The organism is Jeotgalibacillus campisalis, from assembly GCF_000829515.1.
Lineage (GTDB): Bacteria > Bacillota > Bacilli > Bacillales > Jeotgalibacillaceae > Jeotgalibacillus > Jeotgalibacillus campisalis.
This window is the reverse complement of sequence record NZ_JXRR01000017.1, coordinates 276702-303356: the sequence shown is the minus strand read 5'-3', so window position 1 is coordinate 303356 and position 26655 is coordinate 276702. Positions and strand designations below refer to the sequence as shown.

The 26655-nt window shown below is 41.9% G+C and carries 21 protein-coding genes and 1 other annotated feature; of the genes, 18 read left to right on the top strand and 3 right to left on the bottom strand.

Annotated features, from left to right (window positions below; genetic code table 11):
• Window positions 1-67: 67 nt before the first annotated feature.
• Window positions 68-306 (top strand) — a binding site (T-box leader).
• Between the two features lie 126 nt (window positions 307-432).
• The 5 genes from KR50_RS13885 to KR50_RS13865 all read left to right on the top strand — a co-directional run bounded on the left by KR50_RS13885 (window position 433) and on the right by KR50_RS13865 (window position 10697).
• Complete coding sequence (locus KR50_RS13885; RefSeq protein ID WP_041059850.1) at window positions 433-3078, top strand: valine--tRNA ligase; 2646 nt, start codon at window positions 433-435, stop codon at window positions 3076-3078.
• 62 nt (window positions 3079-3140) lie between these two features.
• Window positions 3141-4445, top strand: coding sequence for a bifunctional folylpolyglutamate synthase/dihydrofolate synthase (locus KR50_RS13880; protein WP_041059849.1), 1305 nt, complete (start codon window positions 3141-3143; stop codon window positions 4443-4445).
• 73 nt (window positions 4446-4518) lie between these two features.
• Window positions 4519-6228: a sensor domain-containing diguanylate cyclase gene (locus KR50_RS13875; protein ID WP_041059848.1), complete on the top strand. Its 1710-nt coding sequence runs from the start codon at window positions 4519-4521 to the stop codon at window positions 6226-6228.
• Window positions 6229-6296: 68 nt separating this feature from the next.
• Complete coding sequence (locus KR50_RS13870; protein ID WP_052477126.1) at window positions 6297-9761, top strand: DUF5057 domain-containing protein; 3465 nt, start codon at window positions 6297-6299, stop codon at window positions 9759-9761.
• Window positions 9762-9809: 48 nt separating this feature from the next.
• Window positions 9810-10697 (top strand): ankyrin repeat domain-containing protein, encoded by an 888-nt coding sequence (locus tag KR50_RS13865; RefSeq protein ID WP_041059845.1) that lies wholly within the window; start codon window positions 9810-9812, stop codon window positions 10695-10697.
• A 54-nt stretch (window positions 10698-10751) separates the two neighbouring features.
• Here the strand turns inward: KR50_RS13865 and KR50_RS13860 are convergent, their stop codons facing one another.
• Genes KR50_RS13860 through KR50_RS18035 form a run of 3 tightly spaced genes read right to left on the bottom strand, consistent with a single transcriptional unit; the run spans window position 10752 to window position 13506 of the window.
• Window positions 10752-12377, bottom strand: a complete 1626-nt coding sequence (locus tag KR50_RS13860; RefSeq protein ID WP_041059844.1) for a type II secretion system protein — start codon at window positions 12375-12377, stop codon at window positions 10752-10754.
• 15 nt (window positions 12378-12392) lie between these two features.
• Window positions 12393-13007, bottom strand: coding sequence for a PilW family protein (locus KR50_RS18040; protein WP_052477125.1), 615 nt, complete (start codon window positions 13005-13007; stop codon window positions 12393-12395).
• The gene (locus tag KR50_RS18035) at window positions 13000-13506 is read right to left on the bottom strand and encodes a type IV pilus modification PilV family protein (protein ID WP_052477124.1); all 507 of its coding nucleotides are present in this window, start codon (window positions 13504-13506) and stop codon (window positions 13000-13002) included. Before KR50_RS18035 ends, KR50_RS18040 begins: the two co-directional genes overlap by 8 nt.
• A gap of 92 nt (window positions 13507-13598) precedes the next feature.
• Here KR50_RS18035 and KR50_RS13845 point away from each other — a divergent pair, with 92 nt between their 5' ends.
• The 13 genes from KR50_RS13845 to KR50_RS13785 all read left to right on the top strand — a co-directional run bounded on the left by KR50_RS13845 (window position 13599) and on the right by KR50_RS13785 (window position 26587).
• A complete protein-coding gene (locus tag KR50_RS13845) occupies window positions 13599-15134 on the top strand; it encodes a hypothetical protein (protein ID WP_041059843.1) in 1536 nt (511 codons plus the stop codon).
• A 48-nt stretch (window positions 15135-15182) separates the two neighbouring features.
• Window positions 15183-15905, top strand: a complete 723-nt coding sequence (locus tag KR50_RS13840; RefSeq protein ID WP_041059841.1) for a PRC-barrel domain-containing protein — start codon at window positions 15183-15185, stop codon at window positions 15903-15905.
• A gap of 33 nt (window positions 15906-15938) precedes the next feature.
• Window positions 15939-17360, top strand: a complete 1422-nt coding sequence (locus tag KR50_RS13835; RefSeq protein WP_041059839.1) for a VanW family protein — start codon at window positions 15939-15941, stop codon at window positions 17358-17360.
• Window positions 17361-17389: 29 nt separating this feature from the next.
• Entirely contained in the window at window positions 17390-19045 is a 1656-nt protein-coding gene (locus KR50_RS13830) for a GspE/PulE family protein (protein WP_041059838.1), read from the top strand.
• 10 nt (window positions 19046-19055) lie between these two features.
• Window positions 19056-20081 (top strand): type IV pilus twitching motility protein PilT, encoded by a 1026-nt coding sequence (locus tag KR50_RS13825; RefSeq protein ID WP_041059836.1) that lies wholly within the window; start codon window positions 19056-19058, stop codon window positions 20079-20081.
• Window positions 20082-20093: 12 nt separating this feature from the next.
• A complete protein-coding gene (locus tag KR50_RS13820) occupies window positions 20094-21305 on the top strand; it encodes a type II secretion system F family protein (protein ID WP_041059833.1) in 1212 nt (403 codons plus the stop codon).
• A gap of 89 nt (window positions 21306-21394) precedes the next feature.
• Window positions 21395-21868, top strand: a complete 474-nt coding sequence (locus tag KR50_RS13815; protein ID WP_052477123.1) for a prepilin-type N-terminal cleavage/methylation domain-containing protein — start codon at window positions 21395-21397, stop codon at window positions 21866-21868.
• A 294-nt stretch (window positions 21869-22162) separates the two neighbouring features.
• Window positions 22163-23089 carry a type IV pilus biogenesis protein PilM gene (pilM, locus tag KR50_RS13810; RefSeq protein WP_041059830.1) on the top strand — a complete coding sequence of 309 codons (927 nt, stop codon included), beginning with the start codon at window positions 22163-22165 and terminating at the stop codon, window positions 23087-23089.
• Complete coding sequence (locus KR50_RS13805; RefSeq protein WP_041059828.1) at window positions 23086-23688, top strand: PilN domain-containing protein; 603 nt, start codon at window positions 23086-23088, stop codon at window positions 23686-23688. Before pilM ends, KR50_RS13805 begins: the two co-directional genes overlap by 4 nt.
• Window positions 23681-24457: a hypothetical protein gene (locus tag KR50_RS13800; protein WP_041059826.1), complete on the top strand. Its 777-nt coding sequence runs from the start codon at window positions 23681-23683 to the stop codon at window positions 24455-24457. Before KR50_RS13805 ends, KR50_RS13800 begins: the two co-directional genes overlap by 8 nt.
• On the top strand, window positions 24454-24891 hold the full coding sequence (locus KR50_RS13795) for a type II secretion system protein (RefSeq protein WP_041059823.1): 438 nt from the start codon (window positions 24454-24456) through the stop codon (window positions 24889-24891). Before KR50_RS13800 ends, KR50_RS13795 begins: the two co-directional genes overlap by 4 nt.
• A gap of 30 nt (window positions 24892-24921) precedes the next feature.
• On the top strand, window positions 24922-25680 hold the full coding sequence (locus KR50_RS13790; protein ID WP_041059820.1) for a prepilin peptidase: 759 nt from the start codon (window positions 24922-24924) through the stop codon (window positions 25678-25680).
• Window positions 25681-25786: 106 nt separating this feature from the next.
• The gene (locus KR50_RS13785) at window positions 25787-26587 is read left to right on the top strand and encodes a hypothetical protein (protein WP_041059819.1); all 801 of its coding nucleotides are present in this window, start codon (window positions 25787-25789) and stop codon (window positions 26585-26587) included.
• Window positions 26588-26655: the final 68 nt, after the last annotated feature.

Below are 26655 nucleotides of genomic sequence, written 5' to 3'. Positions count from 1 at the left end.
AAAAATGGACATTCTTCATCAAAATATTGACGTACCTATCCTTCATCCGCTACTATAGGAATACATACTATAAGCGTTGATTGGGAAGAGTACACGATCATTCGTTCTTCAGAGAAGAAATTCATTTGCTGAGAGAATTTCCAGAATCGAATCCGTCGAAGTCCCCCATGAGCTGCTTAAATGAACAGGAGAAAGCTCCTTATTAGTTTATAGCCGGTTAAACACCGTTAACGGAATTAAGTGCACAAAGTCTAGTTGATTTGTGTAAAAAGGTGGTACCGCGAATTCGCTCCTTTCGTCCTTTTACAGGCGAGAGGAGTTTTTTTGTTTTTTGCTCGATTTTATTCAAATGCTTTAGTAAGGTTTTGTGACCACAGTCGCACAAAGAACTGGTAAGGCACTACTATTAAAATGGTTGAGGAGGAAGAAAGAATGGATACGAATGAACTGTCAATGCCAACCAAGTATGATCCCATGTCCATTGAAAAAGGACGATACGATTGGTGGCTGAAAGAAAAGGTTTTTGAGGCAAAAAGCAATCCGGATAAAGAACCTTATACGATTGTTATCCCCCCTCCCAATGTAACAGGGAAACTGCATTTGGGTCATGCCTGGGACACGACTCTTCAGGACATCTTAACTCGTATGAAGCGGATGCAGGGCTATGATGTGCTTTGGCTTCCAGGTATGGATCACGCGGGTATTGCCACTCAGGCAAAAGTAGAACAAAAGCTTAAAGAACAGGGGACTTCGCGCTATGACCTGGGCCGCGAAGCATTTATGGAAGAAACATGGAAATGGAAAGATGAATATGCCGGTCATATAAGACAGCAATGGTCGAAGCTTGGTCTGGGCCTTGACTATTCCCGTGAACGCTTCACGCTTGATGACGGCCTGTCAAAAGCTGTACAAAAAGTATTTGTGTCCTTATATGAAAAAGGACTGATTTACCGTGGCGAGTATATCATCAACTGGGATCCGGCTACAAAAACGGCTCTATCAGATATTGAAGTTATCCACAAAGACGTGCAGGGAGCATTTTATCATATGCGCTATCCGTTAACTGACGGAAGCGGATCGATTGAAATTGCCACCACACGTCCTGAAACTATGCTTGGTGATACTGCAGTTGCGGTGCACCCAGAAGATGAACGGTACAAATCGCTGATCGGAAAAAGCGTAACACTTCCTATTATAGGACGTGAGATTCCGATTGTGGCAGATGACTATGTAGACATGGAATTTGGATCTGGAGCCGTTAAAATTACCCCAGCCCATGACCCGAATGATTTCGAAATCGGTAATCGTCATAATCTTGAACGTGTTCTTGTTATGAATGAAGATGGCACGATGAACGAGCAAGCAGGAACGTATAACGGCATGGACCGGTTTGCTTGCCGAAAGCAAATTACAAAAGACCTTCAGGAACAGGGAGTTTTATTTAAAATTGAAGAACATCTTCATTCTGTCGGCCATTCAGAGCGAAGCGGTGCAGTCGTTGAACCCTATTTATCCACTCAATGGTTTGTAAAAATGGCACCTCTTGCTGAACAAGCGATTGATTTGCAAAAAGGTGAAGACAAAGTCAATTTTGTTCCTAATCGTTTTGAACAAACGTACGTAAGATGGATGGAAAACATTAGAGACTGGTGCATCTCCCGTCAATTGTGGTGGGGACACCGTATACCAGCCTGGTACCATAAGGAAACAGGCGAAATTCATGTTGGAGAGGAAGCGCCGTCAGATCCTGAAAATTGGCAGCAGGATAATGATGTTCTGGACACATGGTTCTCCTCTGCTTTATGGCCATTTTCAACGATGGGCTGGCCTGATACTGAGGCAGAAGACTTTAAGCGGTATTATCCCACTGCTGCATTGGTCACAGGCTATGACATTATTGCGTTCTGGGTGTCGAGAATGATTTTTCAGGGCATAGAGTTTACAGGAACAAAGCCATTCATTGACGTTTTAATTCACGGTCTGGTGAGAGATGCTGAAGGCCGGAAGATGTCTAAATCTCTCGGCAACGGAGTAGATCCGATGGATGTGATCGAGCAGTACGGAGCAGATTCTCTTCGATACTTCCTGTCAACCGGTTCATCACCCGGGCAGGATTTGCGTTTTTCTATGGAAAAGGTAGAATCCGTATGGAATTTTGCGAATAAAATTTGGAATGCTTCACGGTTTGCTTTGATGAATATGGACGGTTTGACCTTTGAAGAAATTGATTTATCAGGTAAAAAATCCGTAGCAGATCACTGGATTCTTACGCGATTGAACGACACCATAAAAAATGTAACCAGCCTCGCAGACCGCTATGAATTCGGAGAGGTTGGGCGTACGCTCTATAACTTTATCTGGGACGATTTCTGTAATTGGTATATTGAGATGTCGAAGCTTCCTTTAAATGGAGAAGATGAAGAGGCCAAGAAAACAACACGATCCATCTTAGCTCATGTACTAGATCAAACCATGCGCTTGCTTCATCCATTCATGCCATTTATTACAGAAGAAATCTGGCAAAACCTTCCTCACGAATGCGAATCGATTACAGAGTCCGCCTGGCCGACAGAAAAGCATGAATTAACAGATCGTGCGGCTGAAGAGGAAATGAAGCTGTTAATCGAAATTATCCGGGCCGTGCGTAATATCCGGGCAGAGGTTAACACTCCGATGAGTAAGCCGATAAAATTGCTGATTAGAGCGCAAGATGAAAAAATCCTGCGCCAGCTTGAAAAAAATGAAGCATATCTGGATCGTTTTTGCCATCCTGAAACGCTCATGCTCGGAACGTCCATAACGGTTCCTGAAAAAGCAATGAGTGCAGTTGTGACAGGTGCAGAACTGTTTCTTCCATTAGAAGGCTTGTTGAATGTGGAAGAAGAAGTAGCCCGTTTGGAAAAAGAATTAGTAAAATGGACCAAAGAAGTTGAACGGGTAAATAATAAACTAAGCAATGAACGATTTGTGAGCAAGGCACCACAATCGGTGGTGGATGAAGAAAAAGCCAAAAAGCTAGATTATGAAGCCAAGCACAAAGCCGTTCAGGCACGTATAGAAGAATTAAAAAATATATAAACCAAACTAGCGCGGACGGATAAATATTCCGTCCGCTTTTTCATAAGAAAGGACGTCTAAGCATGAATACCTATGAAGAAGCGATCCAATGGATTCACGGCAGGCTGCGCCTTGGAATTAAACCGGGACTTAGCAGAATGGAATGGATGATGGAGGAGCTTGGGAATCCTCAAAAAAAGATAAAAGCAGTGCATGTCGGGGGAACAAACGGCAAAGGATCGACGGTAACGTTCCTGCGTTCTATTTTGAGTGCTTCTGGCAAGAAAACAGGTACCTTTACATCACCTTTTTTTGAAACGTTTAATGAACGTATCGCGGTTGACGGACATCCGATAGCAGATGAAGAGTGGCTTAGTCTTGCAAAAAGAATTAAACCTCTGGCAGACCGGCTCGAAAAATCAGAAATCGGAGGACCAACTGAATTCGAAGTCATTACAGCAATGATGTTTTTGTATTTCGGCGAATATCAGCCCGTGGATGTCGTACTGATTGAAGTTGGACTCGGCGGCCGATTGGATTCGACTAACATTATACAGCCTATTTGTGCCATTATTACATCTATTGGACTAGACCACGTGGCGATCCTGGGAGATTCATACGAAGAAATTGCTTTTGAAAAAGCCGGCATTATAAAACACTCGACACCTGTTATTGTAAATGTGAAAAATGATAAAGCGATGGCAGTCATGAGAAATACAGCAAAAAAACAGCAGGCACCACTCTTTCAATTTAATGAAGAATTTTCAGTTCATGTAGAAAAAACAAGTCAAACGGGAGAAAATTTCATTTACCAGGATTCTCTCAAGCTGATCCCTGTTCAAATGCACATGACAGGAGAGCATCAGGCAGAAAATGCAAGTCTTGCTATATTTGCAAGTCATCTTCTTCAAAAAGACCTAGCGTTCACTTTAACGACAGAAAAGATCCAAACAGGTATTAAAAATGCGTTCTGGCCGGGAAGAACAGAAATTCTGTCTGACAATCCGCTGATCATGATGGATGGTGCGCATAATAAAGAAGGAATTGAGGCACTGTTGAATACTGTAAAACGTAAATTTGCTGAACGAAATATTCATTTTCTTTTTGCAGCTGTAGGAGATAAAGATTTAAAGAGTATGATCGTTCAATTGGAGCAATCGGCCGCATCGATTACCTTCGATACCTTTGAGATGCCTAGAGCAGCTTCAGCAGAAACTCTTTATAAGCTATCCTCACATAAGCACCGGGAGATCATGAAATCATCTGAGTGGATTGAAAATGCATTGAAAAAGAAAAGTGGAGATGTCTACATTATGACTGGTTCCCTTTATTACCTGTCTTCAATAGCACAGAGTGTAAAGAAACAAATCAGTAAAAATAAAAAGTGACTTTGGCAGAAAATTTTGGTAAAATTATGTGTATATTGTGACTATTATCTTATGAAAGCTGAGTTGATGAAGGATGGAAGGAGTCTCTAGCAAAATAAAATGGGCTTTATGGCTTATTTGGTCGGGCGTTTTTCCAGCCGGTCTTTATTACTCCTATCAATTTGACCCTCCATCCTTTGATTCGTGGGGGCTTCCGTTATGCTTAATTGCACTGGCGGTTCTTTTTTCTTTTTTTCCGTTTACTGTGGATAACACCACCATATTTATTATTCACTGGATTAATCTTGCGGCTTTTTTAACATATGGTCTATTTTTTGAAGTCATTATCATGCAAATGGTGCTGATTCCTCTTCTTTTTCGATCGGGAATGAACTTGAAAACTATCTACCGGTATGCATTAAATTCTTCTATGATGCTGGTGATTAGCATTATAGCAGGGGCAACCTATTACTTTTTCGGTTTCTCTGTTACGGAGGATTCCTTATGGAAAATTACAGCAGGAGCGGCACTGTATATCATGATTCATATCATTTTTAATCATTTTTATTTGTATTTTTTTAGTCGTATTGTGAAGAACGGTTTTCCTTTTTTTTCCCGCGACACACTTTTTGATTACCTTGCCACTTTGTTGAGTATGCCTTATGGACTTGCTTTTTACTTTCTTTTAGACCAGATCGGCATAGCAGCAGCTTTTTATTTAGGCCTTCCATTTTTGGCCGTAGCGATTGTACTCAGGTTGTATAACAATTCTGAGCAGGTTAATGAAGATCTGGGGAAAGCCGGTAGAATAGGACATCAGTTAGCAGCACAGCTTGAAGTAAACGAAGTTCTGGATTTGTTTGTTGAGAAATTAACAGAGCTCATGCCTGTTGATTATGCTTATATACTTGATGTGGAACAAGAGGATCAAAAGCTGACGCTGCTGCGCAGATTTGAAAATGACAAGATAGAATCAACTAATCTTGCGCCGGTTCTTAAAGGAGAAGGAATCAGCGGCCAGGTGTGGGTCAGCGGGGAACCTGTCCTACATAATAAAAAGATTGAGTGGAACGAAAAGGTTGAAGGATATATGCCCCGGGACATTGAAAGCATTCTTTCCCTGCCAATTAAACGGAATAGTAAAATTGTGGCTGTACTGCTTGTAGCATCTAAACGAAAAAATGCCTACCGCCCTCATCTGGTTCCAATCGTTGATCTTTTGTGTTCTTATTTTGCCGTCGCGATTCAAAATGCCCGAAATCATCAAACAACACTAACTAAAAGCGAACGGTGTGCATTAACGGGCCTTTACAATTATCGCTATTTTGATGAGAGATTAGGTCTTGAATTTGAGAAGCTTGAAAAAGGGAATCTGAAAGAATTATCTTTACTCTTAGTCGATATAGATCATTTCAAAAAAATTAATGATACGTATGGCCATCAAAGCGGCAATGATTTGCTGCGCTCACTCGCTTCGATTCTGCACGAACGCATTGGGGATAAAGGAATCTTGGCAAGATACGGTGGAGAAGAGTTTGTTGTCCTGCTTTGTGATACGCCCAAAAACGAAGCGCTTATCTTAGCGGAAAACATCCGAAGCACCGTTGAACAAACGACTTTTAAAACATATCATGATTTAAGTGACAAAAGAGAAGCGATTCATGTTGAAATGACCGTGAGTATTGGGGTTTCAACTTCTCCTGAAGATACAGATGATGCCCAAAATTTAATGCGAAATGCAGACCGTGCACTTTATATCGGTGCAAAACGGGCGGGAAGAAACAGAGTAGCGGCAGGTGTATAAAAAAATATATTCTAAAGTAACGACAGTATGCTATGATAAAATTACTAGAACTAAAGGAGGATAGACGCATGAGAAAAGTACTGTTATTTACTGTCGTTTTTATAATTATGTTTACATCAGCTTTTTCAGTTCCCCATAATCCATTGCAGGCAGAATCCCCTCTTAAAAGAATAAATGTGCTTGAAATCACACCAAACGGACTAACTACACTAAGCAGTCTGACAACAGAGAGTTCCTTTCAGTTTAACGGATACGATATTCAAATTGCGACGATGGCAATGAAGCGTTTTGTTGCTTTGCGTGAAGAATTGGATGGAAAATATGACATGATTATTATAGGAGAAGGATTCTATAATCCAGCCGGGGTAAATGGCAGAAATCATAATACTTCGTCCGTAATGAACGATTTGACCAATTTGAAAGCAGATGAACTGATTGAAAGTTTTGTCAACAAGGGCCAGCCTTTATTTATACATAAAGACAGCGTCAATAACGGAGCAATCTTGCAAAAGCGTCTGGGAAGTTTACCGCAATCCTCTGTCATTTATTATGCAAAAGCAGACTGGGCGAATCTGGGCAGGGACTTTGAGCAGCTTATGAGCAGCACATATCAGCAGAAACCTTCCTTCACACTTACTTCAAAGCCGAAATCCATTCAGTATAACTCGCATGAAGCATATAAGCGTGGGGAGACTGTTCAGTTTACTATGAAAATTGATGCTCCATCCTCTGCAGCAAGCCGCTCTATGAAGCTTAGGTTATATATTGACAGGGACTTTAATGATCAATTTCAATCTTCTGAAATTGTAAAAGAAGTCAATGTATCCTCACAAACACCTTCTTTATCGTATGAACTGCCGCTTGGTTATTCAGGAGTCCGTACATGGAAGCTTGAACTGATCGAAGTGAAAAATAATACGGTTTTAAAAGATTATGAAGTAGGTCAATTTTTGTTTGAAGATGAGCCGATAAAAATTAATGTTTTACAAGTATTTAAAGGCAGCAATAGTTCTCTCAAAAACGCAAACAACATGAAGCAAAGCTACCTGACCCAGGATAAGCAATATTCTATTTCAATTGATACGACCGATTTTTCTGTTTTCAATTCAGGTGTCGGTTCTTCACAAAACAGCCGACTCTATTCCCACGAACTAATTAACGGAAAATACGATATGGTGATCTTCGGTTTCGCGGATACGTATAACTCATCTAATTTAAGCCAGGGTGCCGTAAACTCTTTAAAAAAGTTTATAGATTCAAAGCAAAGTATTTTGTTTACCCACGATACAATCTTCAACCGGAATAACGTATGGGTAAACAATTTTAAAGGCACAACCGGTCAAATGGATCCTGAAACCAACTTAGGTCTTAATGCGCCAAATCAATCGAAAACGACCCAAAAAGTTAATGAAGGACTCGTGACAACGTTCCCGTTTGATTTGCCTGAAAATGTCGGAATTCAAACGACGCACAATCAATACTACACACTTGATTTAGAAGATCCGAACGTCATTCCCTGGTATAACATAACAGGAAGTGGAAGAGATACAAATGACAGCTGGAATCATTACTATACGTATTCAAAGGGAAATATTACGTATTCCGGAACGGGGCATACTTCATCTAATTTTCCCGATTCAGAACAGCGGCTATTTGTAAATACAATGTACCGTGCGTTCTCAGGTTCAAACCATGCGCCGGTCATCACAGTTCTGTCACCTGAAACGAATGAAACGATTCCATCAAATCAAAAAATCCCTCTTTCATTTAAAGTAGAAGATTTTGACCTCACCTCTACCACAAATAATGTAAAAGTTTATGTTAATAATAAACTTCAATATGAAGAAAAAGCCAGTTTAAATGGAAAGACATTTAATCTGCAGCTTGACCATTATCTAAAGGACGGAGGGGCTGCAGAGATAAAAATTACAGCAGAGGATCAGGAGGGTGCTGAATCTGTCCATTATCTTACGCTCGAAATCTTAAAAAATGAGAATTTGCTGGAAGTAGCGAGAACGTTTGAACCTGAAAAATCTTTGTATGAAGCAGTAAAAGATTCGATAGCTGTTAAATATAGCATCGCACCTAAAGAGATCAACCGCAGCTCATCTGCAGGCGAAGGAGATCAAATACTCTCAGATCTTTCTTTTCGTGAAAAGTTTCCGCCTGGAATAGACGTTTTGGAGATGCCTCAAGGTTTCAGAAAATCCGGAACGAAAGAATCAGGTATAACAGTAGAAGGAAATCTGCGAAATATCCAGTATGAAACGAAAGACAAAAAGACGTATACAGGAAAACCTGTTCATTTTACACTTACCATTCGTGCGGAACAAAGCAGCACTTATCTTTTACAGCAGGCTGTTTTGACGTATAAGGATTTCTTTCTTGAAGAAAAAGAAGCTGAGTTTAATCGTCTTTCCCTGTCAGCAGCGCATGCATTAAAAGAAGTGAAACTTACACCTTCGATTGTATTGGACAAAGGGCTTGAACGTAACCTGAGAGCTTCAGGCGATTTTACGATTTCTCCATCTAATGCCGCAATTCGGGAGGTTAAATGGTCCTCAAGCGACGAGTCGATTGTAAGCATATCGCAAAATGGTGTCATAAAGGCTGCCGGTAAGGGGGCTGCACAAGTGACGGTCACAGTCACAGATGTCTTTGGAAATCAAATGACCAAGACATCCTCGGTCTCGGTCCGCGTTCCGATTGAATCCATTTCGCTAGACAGCATGGTTCTGTTTGCAGGGGAAACGATTGATCTTCCACTGACAGTAAATCCTGCAGATGCCTCTGGAAGTGTAGAGATTACTTTCGAAAATGACCGCATTGCCTCTGTAAATACAGCCACGAAAAAAATAACAGGAATCAAACCCGGTTCAACGAGGGTTATTGCCAGAGGTGTCAATGAAAATGGCACGATCATTGAAGCAGAGGCACTTGTTACCGTCAAAAGCAGGGAAATAGAACAGCTGACGGTAAATCCAAACGAAATTACGATAAATAAGTATGAAACTTTCAGCGATTTTGAATTAACAGTATTGCCGGAATATGGAGATGCCTCCACCGTTACCTGGACGTCAGCAGATCCTTCTGTCGCACAGGTTGTCTCACCGGGTGAAATCAGGGGGATCAAAGCAGGTGTCACTACGATACTTCTTCAGGCCCCAAGCGGTGTTACAGAAGAAATTAAGGTAACCGTTCATTCACCTTTAACAGATGCAGGATTCGATCAGGACTTTATTGTGATTTCAAAAGGGGACACGTATCCTCTATCCGGAAATCTAATGCTGACTCCGGCGGATGCCTCCACAGTCGAAAGTATAATCTATAAGGACACGATTTCGGCTAATCCATTTATCACTGTAAAACCAGATGGTTCTGTTTTCGGCAAAAGAATAGGCGAGGGCAGCATGGTAGAGGTGACTGTACGAGATAAAGCAGGGAATGAATACAAAGATACAATTTTGGTGCATGTAAGAGAAAAAGAATCAGACCCGGAAGAAAACAGTGAAACAGGTGACGACAGATACTAAGCAGTTCATATGGATGAGAAATCTAACCACTTAAAAAGAGGTGAATTAATGAACAGGAAAATCATCATCGCGCTGGCTGCACTCTTTATTATTGTGGCAGCAGCAGGTGGGATTCGTTACATGCACACTCAAAAGCTCCAGGGGGAAAGTAATCCACAGCAGCTTTTTGAACTGATTTATGAGCAGGATGCAGCAAAAGTACAACAGATGCTTGATAGCGGCATGTCGCCGAATGCAAAAAATGACATGAACCAAACCGCACTGGAGACGGCCGTGGAACTAAATGCCATCAATATTGCCCGGCTGCTGCTGGATGAAGGAGCAAATATTGAGCCTTATTTTTCACTAACGGTTCTTCAGGCTATGGTGGACCCTGCTCTTGATGAAGGAAACAGCTTAAATGATTCGTTATTTGAACTCTTAAAGGAAATGGCTGAAAAAGAACCGGGTATCCTTGAATATCATGCTTCAAATGGAGAAAATCTTCTGTTTGAGGCAATCCGGTCACAGCATAAGCCAACGATTTCATGGCTGCTGGAAAAAGGGATTGATCCAAATACGATCAATGACCACGGAGAGACGACCTTTCATGCGGCTGTAAAATATCCAGTAGATCAAACGGGTTTTTATTTTGAAGAAGCTCATTATCTAAAGGGCACTGCCAACGGAGATATGGAAACACCTCTGTCATTAGCAGTGAAATCCGGACAGAAAGGCTGGGTAACCTTGCTGAAAGAATTTGATGACGTTAATAAACCAAATTCGATGGGTTGGACGCCGCTTATGTTTGCTGTGGATTTTGGCTTTGACACGATCGTAGAAGAATTAATTGAATCTGGAGCAGACCGGTCCCTGGTGAATCAAGATGGGGACACTGCGATCACTTTAGCCCGGAAGTGGGAAAATAAGAAAATAATAGAATTGGTCAATCAGTAAAAGCCCGGGAGGATGCTCCCGGGCTTTTAACTTATTCTAATTTATCTTAAATATCTACTTTATTTTTTTATAAGGCTCTTCAATCACGTCGAGTTTTTCAACAGCTGGAAGTGCCTGCTGCTTATCCATGAAAAGACGCTGGTCATTGCGGATGAATAATCTTGATTTACTATAGTAGTCATCGCCATCATTGGCCGGGTCTGCCAGGGAAAACACAATATCACCCTGTCCTTTGGCAGTATCTCCTCTGAAACTATTGAATTCAAGAGAGCCCTTGCTGAAGATTCCGCCTTCTACATACACATAGGAGCCAACGGAATAAATTTCAGCGTCTTCATCTGTATAAATAAAGGCATTTAATTGATTGGTAAATTCATTAAAACTCGCGGGATTATTGAAAGAATTTAAAAGAGCAATATCCAGCCTTCCTCTGCTCATTAAAATAAGCTCTCCATCTCCGTCTACTTTTTTAATATTGGCGTTAAAAATAGTCGTTTTCCCCAGGACATACATGACAGAATCCATTTGGTGATCACCCCGGATCACGACATCACCAAATACAATCATATTTGCCTGAAGAATTGCTTCCTGCCCGGCGGCGCTTTCAAGAATAAGGTCACCCAAAACGACTAGCCACTTATCCTTTTGAAGGGTAATCTCTTCTGTGTTGAGGTATGAATCATTTAGGAAAAGGTGATTTTTTGACGGTTCGAGCTTCCCAATTACATTTTCTTCATGAAGCATAGTCTCGGGCGACAGCTGACTTTGATATTCATCTTTCGTAAGGGGTCTGCCGATTGTCTCCTGGCCTTTTATTGTTAAAATATCCCCTCCCGCTGAGATCATTTCAGCATGCTGCTCTGTAAATGATGCATCCATTTCTTTTAATTTGGATGACACAGTTGGGAGCAGTTTCACATCAATATAATCACTGTTGGAACCTATGACAGGAGCTTGAACACTAAAAGCCTGAACGATCATTTCGTCAGCAGATCTCGGCTGCCAATTACCCGACCTGGCCAAATTCGAATCAAAACACGGAAAAGCAGATGAGTTTTTGCATAGGGCAGCCACTCCATTTAAAATAAGCTGGGTATTTTTTTCTACTGTAGGAAAATAACTTTTTACCGTTTTTTTATTTCCTTCATAGATATACTTTGCTTCGTCAGATATAAACAGCCGGTTATTCGCATAGATGTCTCCGTCTATGTACATTCCCCCATGCAGGCTCAGCGTATCTCTGGCTCCTGCTCCATACTTTAAAAAACTCGGCATTGCTGTTATATAAATCGTTTTAGAGAAGTTTTGTTTATATCCTTTACTGCTTATCTCGTAAACTCTCGTATAATCTGTGCTGAGATCAAGCGTGTAGCCATGTGACAGATCGCTAATGTCCAGGGAAGAATGATGAGTTAAAAGAGATGAAATAATGCCCTCAAGCTCCTGTTGATAAAAGGCTCCGGGTGGAGAAAAAGGAAAGCGCTGAATATTATTTTTTAATACGGCCACTCCTTCTTCAATCGCTTTAATCGCTTCAGAATCCTGAATAATTGTTTCTTCTCTTATCTCGGTTCGTTTTGCCCCGCCGATCGTAGCAGTTAAAATAGCTGCTCCAAGCGTAGTGAAAACCAATATGATCAGCATCACCGTCAAGAGAGTGTACCCGCCTTCTTTTTTCATCGAAATCTCTCCTTTTTAAAAACCAAAGCTCGAAAGCAGCGTAACGGGATCCATTCTAGCGGCTACCCGTTCGTTTTGCGGCAATATAGAAAGTTCAAGCTCGATAATCCCATTTGCTTCCCGTTGATTGCAAATGGCTTTTGTGCATCTTAACTGAAGAAAGCTTTGGTTCGGTCCGGTAAGAATCTGAATCGTTTCGCCCTCAAGTACAAGTTCAGGCTGATCTCCTACAATAATCGCACTGCCGCTGGTTTCTTTTTCTTCGTTGGTAACTGTATCAATCCAGATTCTGTTTTCTTCAAAATAAATATAGGTATCGTCTGACGTATCGGGCTGCCGTATTAAATAACTTTCAACTACCTTGTCAGATAAACGGACTAGTTTCACACCATGTTGATTCCCATTAGAATAGGGTTCAACAAAATCAGGTTTTTGTTCAGCCATTTCATTTAAAATCATAGTCGCAATATAGTCCACTTCATCTCTTGCACTTCCTAAGGAGGAGGTTTTTTCATAAAGACTGTAGCCTGAAATAAAAACGCCATAGATCGAAACGATAAAGATAGAAGATACAGCCAAACCGGTGAGTAGTTCCACAAGCGTCATGCCTTTATTGTTCAGCTTATTCATTTCGCAGCACTCCTCTCACCAGCACTTCCTCCAGGCGCTTTCTTTCCCATTGAACCGTAGCTTCGATGGAAATTAACTCGGTTTTCATTTCGGCTGTTTCAGTTTCATTCGCGCCTTCGTATTCGGATAGTTTTACATTGACGCCATACGTCTGGTTGTTAATAGTTGGGGCAAAAATCGACCGGCAGCTTTCTTCATGATCAAATAATAGCGTTCCGTTGATTAGTGCGCTGCAAGAGTCGATGGTTAATTCAAGTTTTTCTGCACCTTGCAGTGAAAAATACTCTCTGACACGATGAAAGTCCTGACTTTCTACATAGGTAACCGCATTTTTAGCTGCATTTGCTCCGACTGTATTGTCCTGGTTTGAAAAAGTAAATTGATAAGAATTAAGAAAAAAAGTAAGTAATGAAAAAACGATAATATTAAGCAATGTGATTGATACCAGTACTTCTAACAACGAAAACGCTTTATTGTTTGAAAAAAGTTCTATTTTCAAGCTTTTTCACTTCTTTCAATTTAGTTAACTTTATTATACAATAATCTATATATAAATCATAAGTACTAATTCTATCTTTTAGGAGTGAAGTAATGGCTTCATATATTTTTGCCGCTGTTGGCATGTTACTGTTAATCCCTGTATTGTATTTTATTCCTATTGGCTTTTCAGTTACAGGAAGATTGCTCCTTGCAGGGGCAGCTCTCTTATCCGCCTTTGCAGCGATCGCTCTTCAGCCGTTTTTACATACTCTTCAAAGCGTACTTATTGGCTCTATGCTAACGATTATGGCTGCTTTTTTTCTTCCCAGGGCTGCCTCTGGAATTTTTGCGGCAGAGGATGAAGATCCCGATATCTTTTCATTTTCTGAACCGATTCCAGCAGGACCGTATGCAGCAAACGCTAGTAGAAAACAAGAAGATCAATCAATAGAAAACAAGGTGATTAAAGAATCATACGATACAGAAGATCTTAGTGAAAGAGAAATCGAGTGGTTCTTAGCTCCTGTTTCAGTAGAAGAAGAGCCTTCTGACCAAGATGAGCATGAACTGCCTATTGAGGGTGAGACTTTAAATGAGGTGCCGGAGCAGATAAAGAAAGAGAGCGTTCTTTCTCTTCAGAGTGAGGACCTAAACGAAGAAGATGAACTTCAGTATGAAGATCTAAACGAAGAAGATGAAGTTCAGAATGAAAACCTAAACGGAGAAGAAGTTCAGAATACCATTGAGACCGAATTGCGTGAAGAAGAGGATGAAGTAACCGCCTTTTTAAATACAAGAAATAAGATAATGCTCAATGATTTACCTGAAGAAGACGATAATAGAATAGAGTCGGCTGAAACCAATGATGATGTAATTGATGAATCTCAATTTAATCGCTCATGGCTTGAAGCTGCTGCTTCCGTTGAGACGGCAGCCGCCGCTGATAGAATCGCGGAGGAAAATACTGCATTGCAGGAAGAAAGTATACCTCTTGCGCCTTCTGAAGAAGAATTATTAGAAGTTCCGTTTGAAAATGCCCCTTATGAAAAACTGGTAGAAATAGACGTCCATCCTCAAATAGTAGAAAATGAGTCTGTTCCTGATGACATTGATATAGCGGCTGACGATATAAAAGGCATTGGTGAAGGTTCTGAGCTTAATGAAGAGTCAGCTGCAGATTCAGCGGTGAAAGTTATCCCGGTAGAAGTATTGCCTGAATCAATCGAGGAGGAGCCTGCCGAAAGTGAAAGAATTCCACTTCCTGCAGAGGCGCCATTAGAAGATCTAGAGGAGAAAGTTTCTGCTGGTGAAGAAAAGGAAATCATTTCAGAAAAAGATCCTGAAGCAGAATCCGAGCCGGCAGCGATCGATCCTGAATTGTTTCAAACCATTCTCGATCAGTTTTCTTATATGCAGCATTCGCTTTCTGCTTCTGAATATGAAGCATCTATCCGGAGTGTGATCGAACTGCCGCTTGCACAGGAACAGAAACTGGCACTCTATCGTTCATTTCTGCTTTCCCTAATTGAGCAGGAGGAACTAAACAGTGCGGCACGGATCGCTGATGAAATGGCAGCACAATTTTCGATGTACCCTGTCGTAATGGAGGAAATCAATCTATTTCAGCAGTTTATCACTCATTCATAAGTCATTGGATAATAGAGTAAAAATAGAAAAGAATAGGTGTGGTAGTTTATGAAAAACAGTACAGAATTAATCGGTCTCCCAGTCATTTCAATTACGGATGGATTAGAAATCGGCACAGTTAAATCAATTGTGGTGAATCCTGAAAAAAGATCTGTTGATTTTATTGCCATAGAGCACGAAGATTGGCAAACAAGTGTCCGTGCGATACCATTCAAAAAAATAATCGGACTTGGCGAATACGCTGTAACCGTTGAACAAAGCAGCGCCATCATTGATTTAAATGAAATTCCATTAGCAAATCAGCTTTTAAATCGAAAGATTGCGATTACAGAAACTAAAGCGATGAGTAAAAAAGGAAGATTAATAGGCGAAATTAAAGAATACTATTTTAACGAGGACAGCGGATTAATTGAACATCTTGAAATAGAATCTGCCCAGGATAGAGGATATTTAAAAGCGGAAATGGTCATCACCTACGGCAAGGATATTATCGTGCTTGAAGAAGCGGCTTACAGCTCCTTTCAGTCTTCGCTTTTTGATGATGAGCCAATTATTGAAGTTGAAAAACAAAACGAAGGTGTTACACTGCTTTCGCAAATCAAAGACAAGCAGAGCAGTCTGCTCGTTGGCCGCAGATTAACGTCTGATGTTAAAGACGACAAAGGAATTGCCATATTGCAAGCTGGCAGCGAATTAACAAAGGCAGATATAGAGCTTGCTCAGCGCAAGGGGCCTGCTGTTTTTGCCAAATTGGCTACCTCAGTAAACTAAAGAAAGCGGGTGTTAGGAATGGGGAGTAGCCAGATGGTAAAATTACTGCTTACTGCATTTCTTTCCTTTTTCATCATTTACGGAACCTCACAGGCTGGACCCAAAATCATTCCCGGCTTAGCCGGCGCCACGAATGTATTTGAAACTGGCACTCATATTGGCGGCACGGATGTAGAAGGGATGACCACTGATGAAGCGGTCACGGCCCTCATCGACGCGACTCAGACCTGGAAAGAACAAGTATCTGTTGTTATATCAGAAAGCGAACAAACAAGTCCGATCGAGAAATCTTTCATTCATTTTATGATAGAGGAGTCAGTCGATGCTGCTTTAAATAAACAGTCCAACCCATTAAAGATCACGCTGGATATCCAGGAGATTTTATTAGGAATCGAGCGGGAGCTTGCCGTGCCTGCATCAGACTGGGTGGATCCGGCAAAGCTGCAATTTGAAGTTGAAAATCATGTTCAGAATCTTGCTGGAAATGAAACGTTGACCATTCCTTTCGCTTCACTTTTGTCGAGTGATCAGGAGCCAACATTAATAGCAGAAGAGACTGGTGATTTTTCACTTTCCAATAACCAGCAGCTGTTTATAGAAGAGCATAAAGTCGTATCAATTGAAGCCGGCGACTCTTTTTCCATTCTTTTACTTGCTTCTGCATACGGTGAGGAATTTTTGACCGATGATGAATTTTCCCAGCTGGCAAGTGTCATTCACGGCGCAGTACTGCATTCACCTTTAACCATCACAGAACGCTCAATCAGCACATCTCTGCCAGAATGGGCGGAGAAAGGAAAAGAAGCAAGAGTTGATAGAGAATCAAATCTTGATTACCGCGTGATGAATGCTACTTTAGCTCCGGTCACTGTTGAAATGGAAATTGTTCAGCAGTCACTTTATGTGCAAATTAAGGGTCAGCAGCAAGCTCTTACATACGAAGCGTCTGCAGGAGATGTTCAAACAATTAAACCGAAAATCATTAACCAGTACAGCCCTTTCGTTCAATCGAATGTCACGAGAATTTCGGAAGAAGGCAGGGACGGTTATCTTATTCCTGTTCATCAGCTGGTGCTTGACACAGCCGGAACAGAAGTCGAGAAAAGACTTTTATATGAAGATTTTTATCCGCCGATCCATCGCGTTGAAATAAAAAGCCTGGAACGTCCTGAGATTCGATTTGAGCAGGAGGATGGAGCTTCAGTTTCTTTAGATAATGAGGACGAGACGGACGAACCCAATAACGATGAGGGAACTGAAGAATTAAATGAACAAGCAGGGCGTGAGCAGCCAGAAGCTGATTCATCTTCATCTAGCCTTTCACCTAGCCTTTCATCTGAGTCGGCTGACGTTGGTGCAGAACCGGCAGAAAAAGAGCGGGGCCAGGACGTCCGACAGTCTGATCAAGAGAATCCACAGGGGAAAACGAAGGACGAAATTGAAGAAGATAAATAGATGATATTCACTGAAATTGGGGTGTCTTGATGTCCACACAACAACGCAAACGGCTCGGAGATATGCTGATTGAAGCAGGGGTCTTAACAGCGGAACAGCTTGCCGTCACACTCGAAGAAAAACAGCAGCATATGAAGCTCGGTGATGCCCTGCTTGAAAGAGGGTTTATAACAGAACAGCAGCTTATTGAAGTGCTTGAGATCCAGCTAGGTATTGAGCAGGTCAGCTTGTACCGTTACCCGATTGATACGAATCTGTTTACGCTGATCCAAAAAGAACAAGCGCAGCGCAATTTAATCATTCCTCTAAAAAAAGAGGGGGACAAACTTTACGTTGCCATGGCAGATCCGATGGATTATTTCATTATTGAAGATCTTCGTTTGTCTACCGGCTTCAATATCAAACCGGTTATTTCGACGAAGGACGATATTATCCGCGCTGTAAATAAGTATTACGAAACAGAGGAAGGCTTCGAAGAACTAAAGCTTGATGACAAGCAGGAAATTTCCAATCAGGATCTAACCGATATGGAATCACCGATTATCCGCCTTGTTAACCAGCTTCTTTCAACAGCAACCTCTCAAAAAGCGAGTGATATTCATATTGATCCCCAGGAAACAAAGGTTCTTTTTCGGATCAGAGTTGACGGTGTCCTCAGGACAGAACGAATTCTTCCTAAGCATATTCAAGGCATGCTGACCGCCCGCATTAAAATACTTGCCAATATGGATATTACAGAGCAGCGCGTTCCGCAGGATGGACGGATCAAAATCAATGTGGATTACAAACCGATTGATTTGCGGGTGTCCACTCTCCCTACTGTCTATGGAGAAAAACTTGTGCTGCGTATTTTAGATCTCAGCAGCTCGTTAAATGATTTGCACACACTTGGATTTAACCAGTTAAATCTTAAGCGCTTCTCTTCGATGATTGAAAAACCAACAGGCATTGTTCTGATTACAGGACCCACCGGTTCAGGAAAATCCTCTACTTTATATGCAGCGTTAAATAAATTAAACAGCGAAGACGTCAACATCATCACAGTTGAAGATCCGGTCGAGTATCAGATGGAAGGTATAAATCAGATACAGGTTAATGCGAATGTTGGTCTGACATTTGCAGCAGGACTGCGTGCTATTTTGCGTCAGGATCCTAATATTATCATGGTAGGAGAAATACGTGACCAGGAAACAGCAGAAGTTGCGATACGTGCTTCCTTAACGGGGCATCTTGTTCTATCGACCATTCATACGAATGACTCATTAAGTACGATCACTAGACTGTTTGATATGGACGTAGAGCCCTTTCTTATCGCATCTTCACTGAGCGGCGTAGTAGCTCAGCGTCTTGTTCGGAAAGTTTGCAGGGACTGTGCTGAAAAAGAGAAACCTTCACCACGGGAAAAAGAGATTTTTGCCAAAAGAGGCCTGTCTCTTGAAACCGTAACTCGAGGGAGCGGATGTGCTTCCTGCAATATGACGGGCTACAAAGGAAGAATTGCCATTCATGAAGTGCTTGAGATCGATGAAGAAATGAGAAGAGTCATCTTAAATAATGATGCTTTCTCTAAACTTCGTGAAATCGCCATTAAAAACAAAACAATCTTTTTGCTTGATGACGGCCTTTTAAAAGTGAAACAGGGCATTACCACGACAGAAGAAATTCTGCGCGTCGCAATGGAATAGGAGATAGAAAATGATCGAGCAAATCCATTATCTTTTAAAATCTGCATTTGAACTGCATGCCTCTGACCTGCATTTGACCGTAGGATCAGCACCTGTCCTGCGCATCGATGGAACGTTGAAAAGATTGGGAAAAGAAAAGCTCACAGGTGATCATACAGAAAATATGGCAAAGGCTATTTTCCCAAAAGGCAAATGGGAGCTGTTTGAACAAAACGGAGAGCTGGACTTTTCTTACGGGCTGCCTGGTGTGTCCCGTTTTCGGATCAATGCATATCACCAGCGAAACTGCATTTCAATGGCGATCCGGGTTATTCCCACATCCATTCCGACACTTCAAAGTCTTCAGCTGCCTGTCGTGATTCAAGACGTCTGTCAGCTGTCTCAAGGGCTTATATTAGTGACGGGACCTACTGGAAGCGGAAAATCAACCACACTTGCGTCCATGATTCAATTCATGAATGACACAATGAAAAAACATATCATTACTCTAGAAGACCCGATTGAATACCTGCACAGCCACGGCGGATGCTTAATTGATCAGCGTGAGGTCGGCTATGATACCAAATCTTTTTCAAACGGTCTACGAAGCTCGCTGCGCCAGGATCCTGACATTATTTTAGTAGGAGAAATGAGAGATTTAGAAACGATTCACACCGCCATCACGGCTGCTGAAACCGGGCATCTTGTTCTGGCAACCCTTCATACGTCGAGTGCCGCATCCACTGTAGAAAGAATTATTGATGTTTTTCCTGCTGACCAGCAGCCGCAGGTCCGCATTCAGCTTGCATCGGTTTTGAAAGCAGTGATTTCCCAGCGCCTGCTTCCGCTTGCTCAAAAAAAGGGAAGAGTCGCTGCTGTTGAGATTATGCTGAACAATTCTGCTGTTTCCAATTTAATCCGCACAGAAAAAATCCACCAGCTGCCGTCAGTTATCCAAACCTCCATGGCACAGGGGATGCAGCTGATCCAGTCTAGCGTTAACGAGTTATATCAAAAAGAAAAAATCACGTTGGAAACGGCAAAACCTTATATGTAAGGAGCGGAATAAATGGCTCGTTTTAAATACGATGGCAGAACGAAATATGGGCATAAAAAAGGAATCATCACAGCCGTTACACGAAAAGAAGCGATTCAACAGCTTGCAGTTGACGGCATCCGTGTGCTCGATATCCAGGAGCAGCAAGAAACGCTGCTTAATAAAGATCTTGCAATCGGCAATCCTGTAAAGCTCCAGCATCTCGTTATTTTTGTGCGTCAATTTTCCACGCTGCTAAAAGCAGGTGTGACTGTAGTGGACGCAACAGCTATCCTTTCAAAGCAAACAGAAAGCAAGGCGCTGAAAAAAGCACTTTCAGCAATTGAACTTGAACTGCGTGAAGGTAATACGCTTTCAGATTCAAGCGTTAAGTTTAATCGAATCTTTGAGCCTTTCTTTATTAACATGATCCGCGCCGGGGAGGCAACAGGTAATCTTGATGAAACGTTAGAGCGCCTTGGCGATCATTACGAAAAGCAATACAACACAAGGAAAAAAATACAGTCAGCCCTGTCTTATCCGCTCGTTGTAGGCGTTGTAGCAATTGGCGTTGTCATTTTTCTATTAACTTCCGTCGTCCCTACATTTGTGACCATGTTTGCTGACTTTGGCGGAGAGCTGCCGCTGATTACTCAATTTGTTTTAAACGCAAGCGGCTTTATGGTGAAGTGGTGGTATTTAATTGTGGCAGCGATGATTGGACTTGCGGCAGTGATATCTGTAGTTAAAAAACACCCTTCCACCAAGTACCATTTTGATTATGCAGTCCTGAAAATCCCGTTATTCGGAAAATTAATTCAAAAAGCCGTGCTTGCCAGATTAACCCGCACCATGAGCTCATTGTTCTCAAGCTCCGTTCCCATTCTGCAGGCTTTGACCATCGCAGAATCTATCGTGGAAAACGAAGTGATGGCAAGAGTTGTGAAGCAATCAAGAGAGTCACTCGAAAAAGGGAATTCTCTTACCGAACCCATGAAAAACCACTGGGCCTTTCCTCCTCTTATTTCTCAAATGATTCTAATAGGAGAACAAACTGGCGCTTTAGACTCAATGCTTGGAAAAGTGGCAGATTTCTATGAAAAGGAAGTTGATAATGCGACAGAGCAGCTAAAGTCACTAATCGAACCACTAATGATTGTTGTCCTGGCAGGAATGGTAGGAACAATCGTCACATCCATAATGGTGCCAATGTTTGAGATATTCAACGATGTGCAAAATTTTTAAAATTTTGTAAAATAGGTATTTTTTCATTGTTTATATATGGTAGTATAAAGTAGTATAAAAGATATAATAATTGAAATGGAGGCTATAAAATGTTTAAACAAATGAAGAAAATGCTCAAAAACGAAAAGGGTCTTACACTGATCGAACTTTTAGCTGTCGTCGTTATCCTTGGAATCATTGCTGCAATCGCCATTCCAGCCATCGGAGGAATTATCGACAACACACGTAAAGATGCCCATGTGGCCAATGCTCAGCAGATGATTAGTTCGGCGAAGATTGCGATTGCTGGGGATAATAGCTTAGTTCCTGGAACAACCACTGGTGATGATAGCCAAATTACTATGGCGGACCTAATAGCTGATGGCTTTATTGAGGAATTAGAAGATCCGGATGGTAACGATGGTGAAGATGTTGATTATGCAGGCAGTTTAGTTGTAGTAACCCGTGGAGCTGACACTTCCCAACTAACTTACAGTGTTTTTCTAAATGGTAGTGAACGACAAATTGGGAGTGCAGCGGATCCAGCTGAAGAGGATGAATTAAGAAGAGCAATATTTGATTGATAATTAATAATCTAACGTAAGGTCTAATTCTTATAGTTTAGTTCTTTTAATTTTTAAATAAGGTGAACGGAGCGGAAGGCGGCGACTCCAGCAGGATGTGACGGAAGGCTGAGACTCCGCAGGGCAAGGCCCAAGGAGTCTCAGCACCGTCCCTGCGGAAAGCGTCCGCCTGCAGCGCAGTGAACCGGTTTCAAAGAGGCTGTGACATTAGTCCCGGCCTCATTTCTACTATTCTCAAATTCTCTATAAATTGCAGTCACTATGCCAGATTTCCCAAAAAAGGAGTCACATCTCATGCTCAAATCATTCTTTAAGCGATCGAACCAGCTTGTCCATATGGTGTTTACTGAAAGTGCGATTCGTATGATCGAATTTAAGTCGATCGCTCCGCTTGAGTCTAAACACACGTTTCATACCCCTCTTCCTGAAGGTGTGATTGAAAAAGGGAGAATCATTGATTTGCCCTTGCTGGAATCCATCGTGGAGCAGTGCGTGGCTGAGTGGAAAATCAAGCATAAAAAAGTGCAATTTATTGTGCCGGATCCATTTGTCATTATCCGGCAAATTGAATTAAAAGAAAATTTGTCTGAACAGGAAATTCAGGGTTATTTATACATGGAGCTTGGCAATCGCATTCAGCTGCCGTTTGAAGAACCTGTTTTTGATTTTGTCAAGCTGCCGTCTGAAAGCGGAAAAGATTTATTGATTTTCGCTTCACCTGAAGACGTGGTAAAGAGCTACCGGGACCTTCTCGAAGCTGCCGGTCTTGAACCGGTTACAGCAGATATTTCTCCTTTGGCTCTCTATAGATATTACGAGCGGTACAGCGAGATTAGGGAAGAAGACCATCTGCTGATTTTGCGCTTTGACAAAAATCAGCTGACCATTTCCATTTTTCACAAAGGTTTTCCTTATTTTATGCGCCCGATAGCCTTTGATAAGGATGGGGAAGAAGAATCATACGGTGAGTTATACAGTGAAATTACTAAAATCCTGAGCTTTTACCGCTATTCCATTCAGCAGGGCAGCGGTGAAATCAGTCTGCTTTACTTAAGCGGAGATTGGGCGGATCTTGATGCTTTTGCTGAAGGGTTAAGGCGGGAATTGAATGTTGAATTTCAATATCCTTTTCAGCCGGTGTATTCAGAGGATGACCTTGAGATTGTTCCGGATCAATTTGAAATCGCCTTAGGACTCGGGCTGAAAGAGGTGGAGGCATGACGCGGATTTCGATCAACCTCCTGCCGAAAAAACAGCGCCGTCAGCGGCTCCAGCTTTGGGTTGTCGTTCCGCTTGCTGCTTTTTTAGTTCTTTCAACTATTTTTATTTCGGTGCTGAATTATACAAAGTCGCAGGAACTGAACCGTGCAGAAGCAGCCTACAGCCAGGTGCAGCAGGAAAGAGAAATACTAGAGCAGCAGCAGGTCGCTGATGCAGGTGCCGGGTCTGTTGAACAGCTTGAAATCGCCATTGAATTTATGAAGACTTATCCGATCGAAACAGTTCCAATTCTTGATCATTTTACTGCCAGACTGCCTGAAAGAGGTTTTTTTCAGTCTTTTCAATACAATGAATCAGGAATTATCGTGCTGACGGTTCAATTTGATTCAAGCAGAGAAGCAGCCTATTATCTTTCTCAATTGCAGCAGTCAGATTGGGTAGAAGACGCAACAATTTCAAGCATTACAACAGAAGAGATGCAAACGATCGAAGCAGAGGAACCAAGCGAAGATGAGGGAGCTGTTCTTCCCAGGTATTTAGCTCAATACACCATTGCACTTACAGACAACGCAGGGATGGAGGAAGAGGCAGATGAATAATCGGTTTAGCCGTCCGTTTTTAATCACTCTACTGCTTGGAGCTGCAGCAATTTTCATTCCGCTTATCCTTTATTTTAACTGGCTTCATCCGCTCAACAGCCAACTCGAGGACCAGCAAGGCCTGGTTGAAAATGAACAGGCTCTCGTGTCCGCTTTACTTGAAAATCAGCTTGAGAATCCTGGTGAAGAGGTGTTGACCGACAGCGCGTCTCTTCAAAAACAGATTCCTGTGAAACCTCTAACAGAGCAGCTGCTTCTTGATCTTGAGAAAGCAGAACTTCTATCGAACAGCTTCATTGAATCGATTGCTATAACAGAAACCGAACTATCAGCAGCCGCTTTGCAGCCGGCAGCAGATCCTCAAATGGAGAATCCACTTGATGAACCAGAAGAAGAAGCGACGGCTGTTTCTGCTGAGAGTTCGGAAGAGATGGCACTTATTACGGAAGGACTGCATAAAGTTTCGGTGAGTCTAACAGTACAGTCTCCGACATACTTTGAACTACAGCGCTTTTTAACGGTAGTTGAAGAACTCCCGCGTATCATGGAAGTGGAGCAGATTGGTTTTACAGACACTGGAGAAGTCATTTCACTCAACGATTCAGCTGTTGACCTGTCATTTTCAATTACCATCGCAGCCTATTATCACCCAGGGCTTGATGAATTGATCGAGGACCTTCCTTCTATTGATTCTCCCGCGCCTGCTAATAAGAAAACACCTCTATCAACGTTCCCTGGAGAACAGGAGGAAGAAGACGAGTCTATATGATAAGGAAAAATGGCTTTACACTTATTGAGGTGCTTGCGGTTATCGTTATTGCAGGGATTCTTTTCAGCATTGGAGCAGCGATGGTGCAGACCACGATTATGATTTCACGGCATGACGCTTTTCTTGCTACGGCTCATTCTCTTGAAGAAGCGGCACGCCAATATGCCTATCACCGTCAAATAGGCAAGGATCATACAGATCTTGTCACCTATACTGAGTTAATTCATGAAGGTCTGATCGAAAAGGTGAAGGATCCTTATACAGGTGAACTATTTGAGGATCACAATTCATCGTACATACGTTATCAGAATAAGGAGCCGCTGTCGATCTGTTTAAAAGGCTACACTCATGAAATTTGCGGAGAATCTGGTAACGAAGGGCTGCCTTTTTCTCTACTCTCCCGTGAAAAAATTGCCGAGGTGGAATCATTTTAAACCCTCTCTGGTTAGGAGTGCTGAATAGTCATGACTCTTATGTATACAAGTATTTTCTTTCTTTACGGAACGATTTTAGGTTCTTTCTATAATGTAGTCGGGCTGAGGATGCCGGTAAAACAGTCCATCGTTTTTCCCGGTTCAAGCTGTCCCGGGTGCAGTCATCAATTAAAGTGGTTTGAACTCATTCCGGTCCTGTCGTTTTTATTTCTAAAAGGTTCATGCAGAAAATGCAGCTCTCAGATTTCTTTTTTATATCCTGCTATGGAAATGCTGACAGGCGTATTATTTGCTTATGCGTATTGGAAATATCAATTTTCGCTCGAATTCGCCGTGGCGCTTCTATTTATTTCCTTGCTCGTCATCATTACTGTTTCAGATCTTGCTTACATGATTATTCCTGACAAAATCCTGCTTTTTTTTGGAGGAGCTCTTTTAGTGCTGAGAGTATTTGAGCCTCTCACGCCTTGGTGGGATGCTTATGCAGGATCCGTCGCCGGGTTCAGTCTGCTGCTTTTCATTGCCATCGTGTCAAAAGGCGGCATGGGCGGCGGGGATATAAAACTATATGCGGTCATCGGGCTTGTGCTTGGTGTGAAGCTGACTCTTTTATCTTTTTTTCTTGCTACACTGATTGGCACTATGGCGGGGGTTGCAGGCATTGTATGGAAAAGAAAAAATCGCAAGGAACCTGTTCCGTTTGGTCCTTCTATTGCAGCAGCTTCCGTCATTACTTATTTTTGGGGTGAGGATCTGATCAGTCTTTATCTGCAGCTTTTATTTTCTTAATCGAATCGTGTCACTATTTTTTGAGAACAGGACGACAAGAGTCTTGTTCTTTTTTGTTTTGTTCATGGTAGGCTGAGGATCAAACAGGATATGAGGAGGATTGCATTTGGAGCCGAGCCAGCACAATCAAAAGAAGGACGAGATTCCTATTGAAAAACAGCCGAATCAGAATGCCGTGATTTATCTGCCTAAATTAACAAAGAAAAAGGTGGGCAAAGGACTTTCTTCCATTAATCAAGTCATTAAAAAAGGACGGCCTATTATTTTTGCAGCCTTGGTTTCAACTCTGTTTGCAACCATTGCCTTTACGGTTATTGACCTCGAAAGAGTGGATCAAGCTGCGCTGACCGAGCAGACAAATCCTGTAGCTGCTGAAGCGGGCAGTGCAGGAGAAATGGTCAAAATTCCTGAATTAACGATGTGGGTGGTACAAGCAGGTGTTTTTAAGGAAGCAGCTTCCGCTGAAACAAATTTTCGTTCAATTATAGAGAAAATGCCTGTTATCCAAACCTCTAATGAAGATTTTATTGCTTTGTGGGTTGGAGCGGCTTCAGAGGAGTCATCTGCCGTAGCGATTGCAGAAAAACATCAATCAGAAGAGGTTCCCTTGTATATTAAGCAGGTTTCTAATGGCGGGGCGGAACTTCAAATCAGCGAGAAAGATGCCGAATGGCTAAAATCCGCCACAGACTTCACCCAGAGTATTCTGGCACAGAATCAAAATACAGAAGCACTTGATAAACTTATTTCCTCTCCTCCTGAAAGCGAGCTTTTGCAAGAATTATTTACATCCTTCACCACACTTGCTGAAAAAGCGGGAGGGTCTGAAGCAGATCAGGAAAGAGCCTCCCTGCAGGCAGTCGAAATGCTTTGGGAGCTTCCGCAAAAAAATGAAATAGACCAATAGGAAGACCGTGGGGGATATGCTACAATAAGCGTATCCCCTATTTTAATTCCATGTTAAGAGGTGCATTT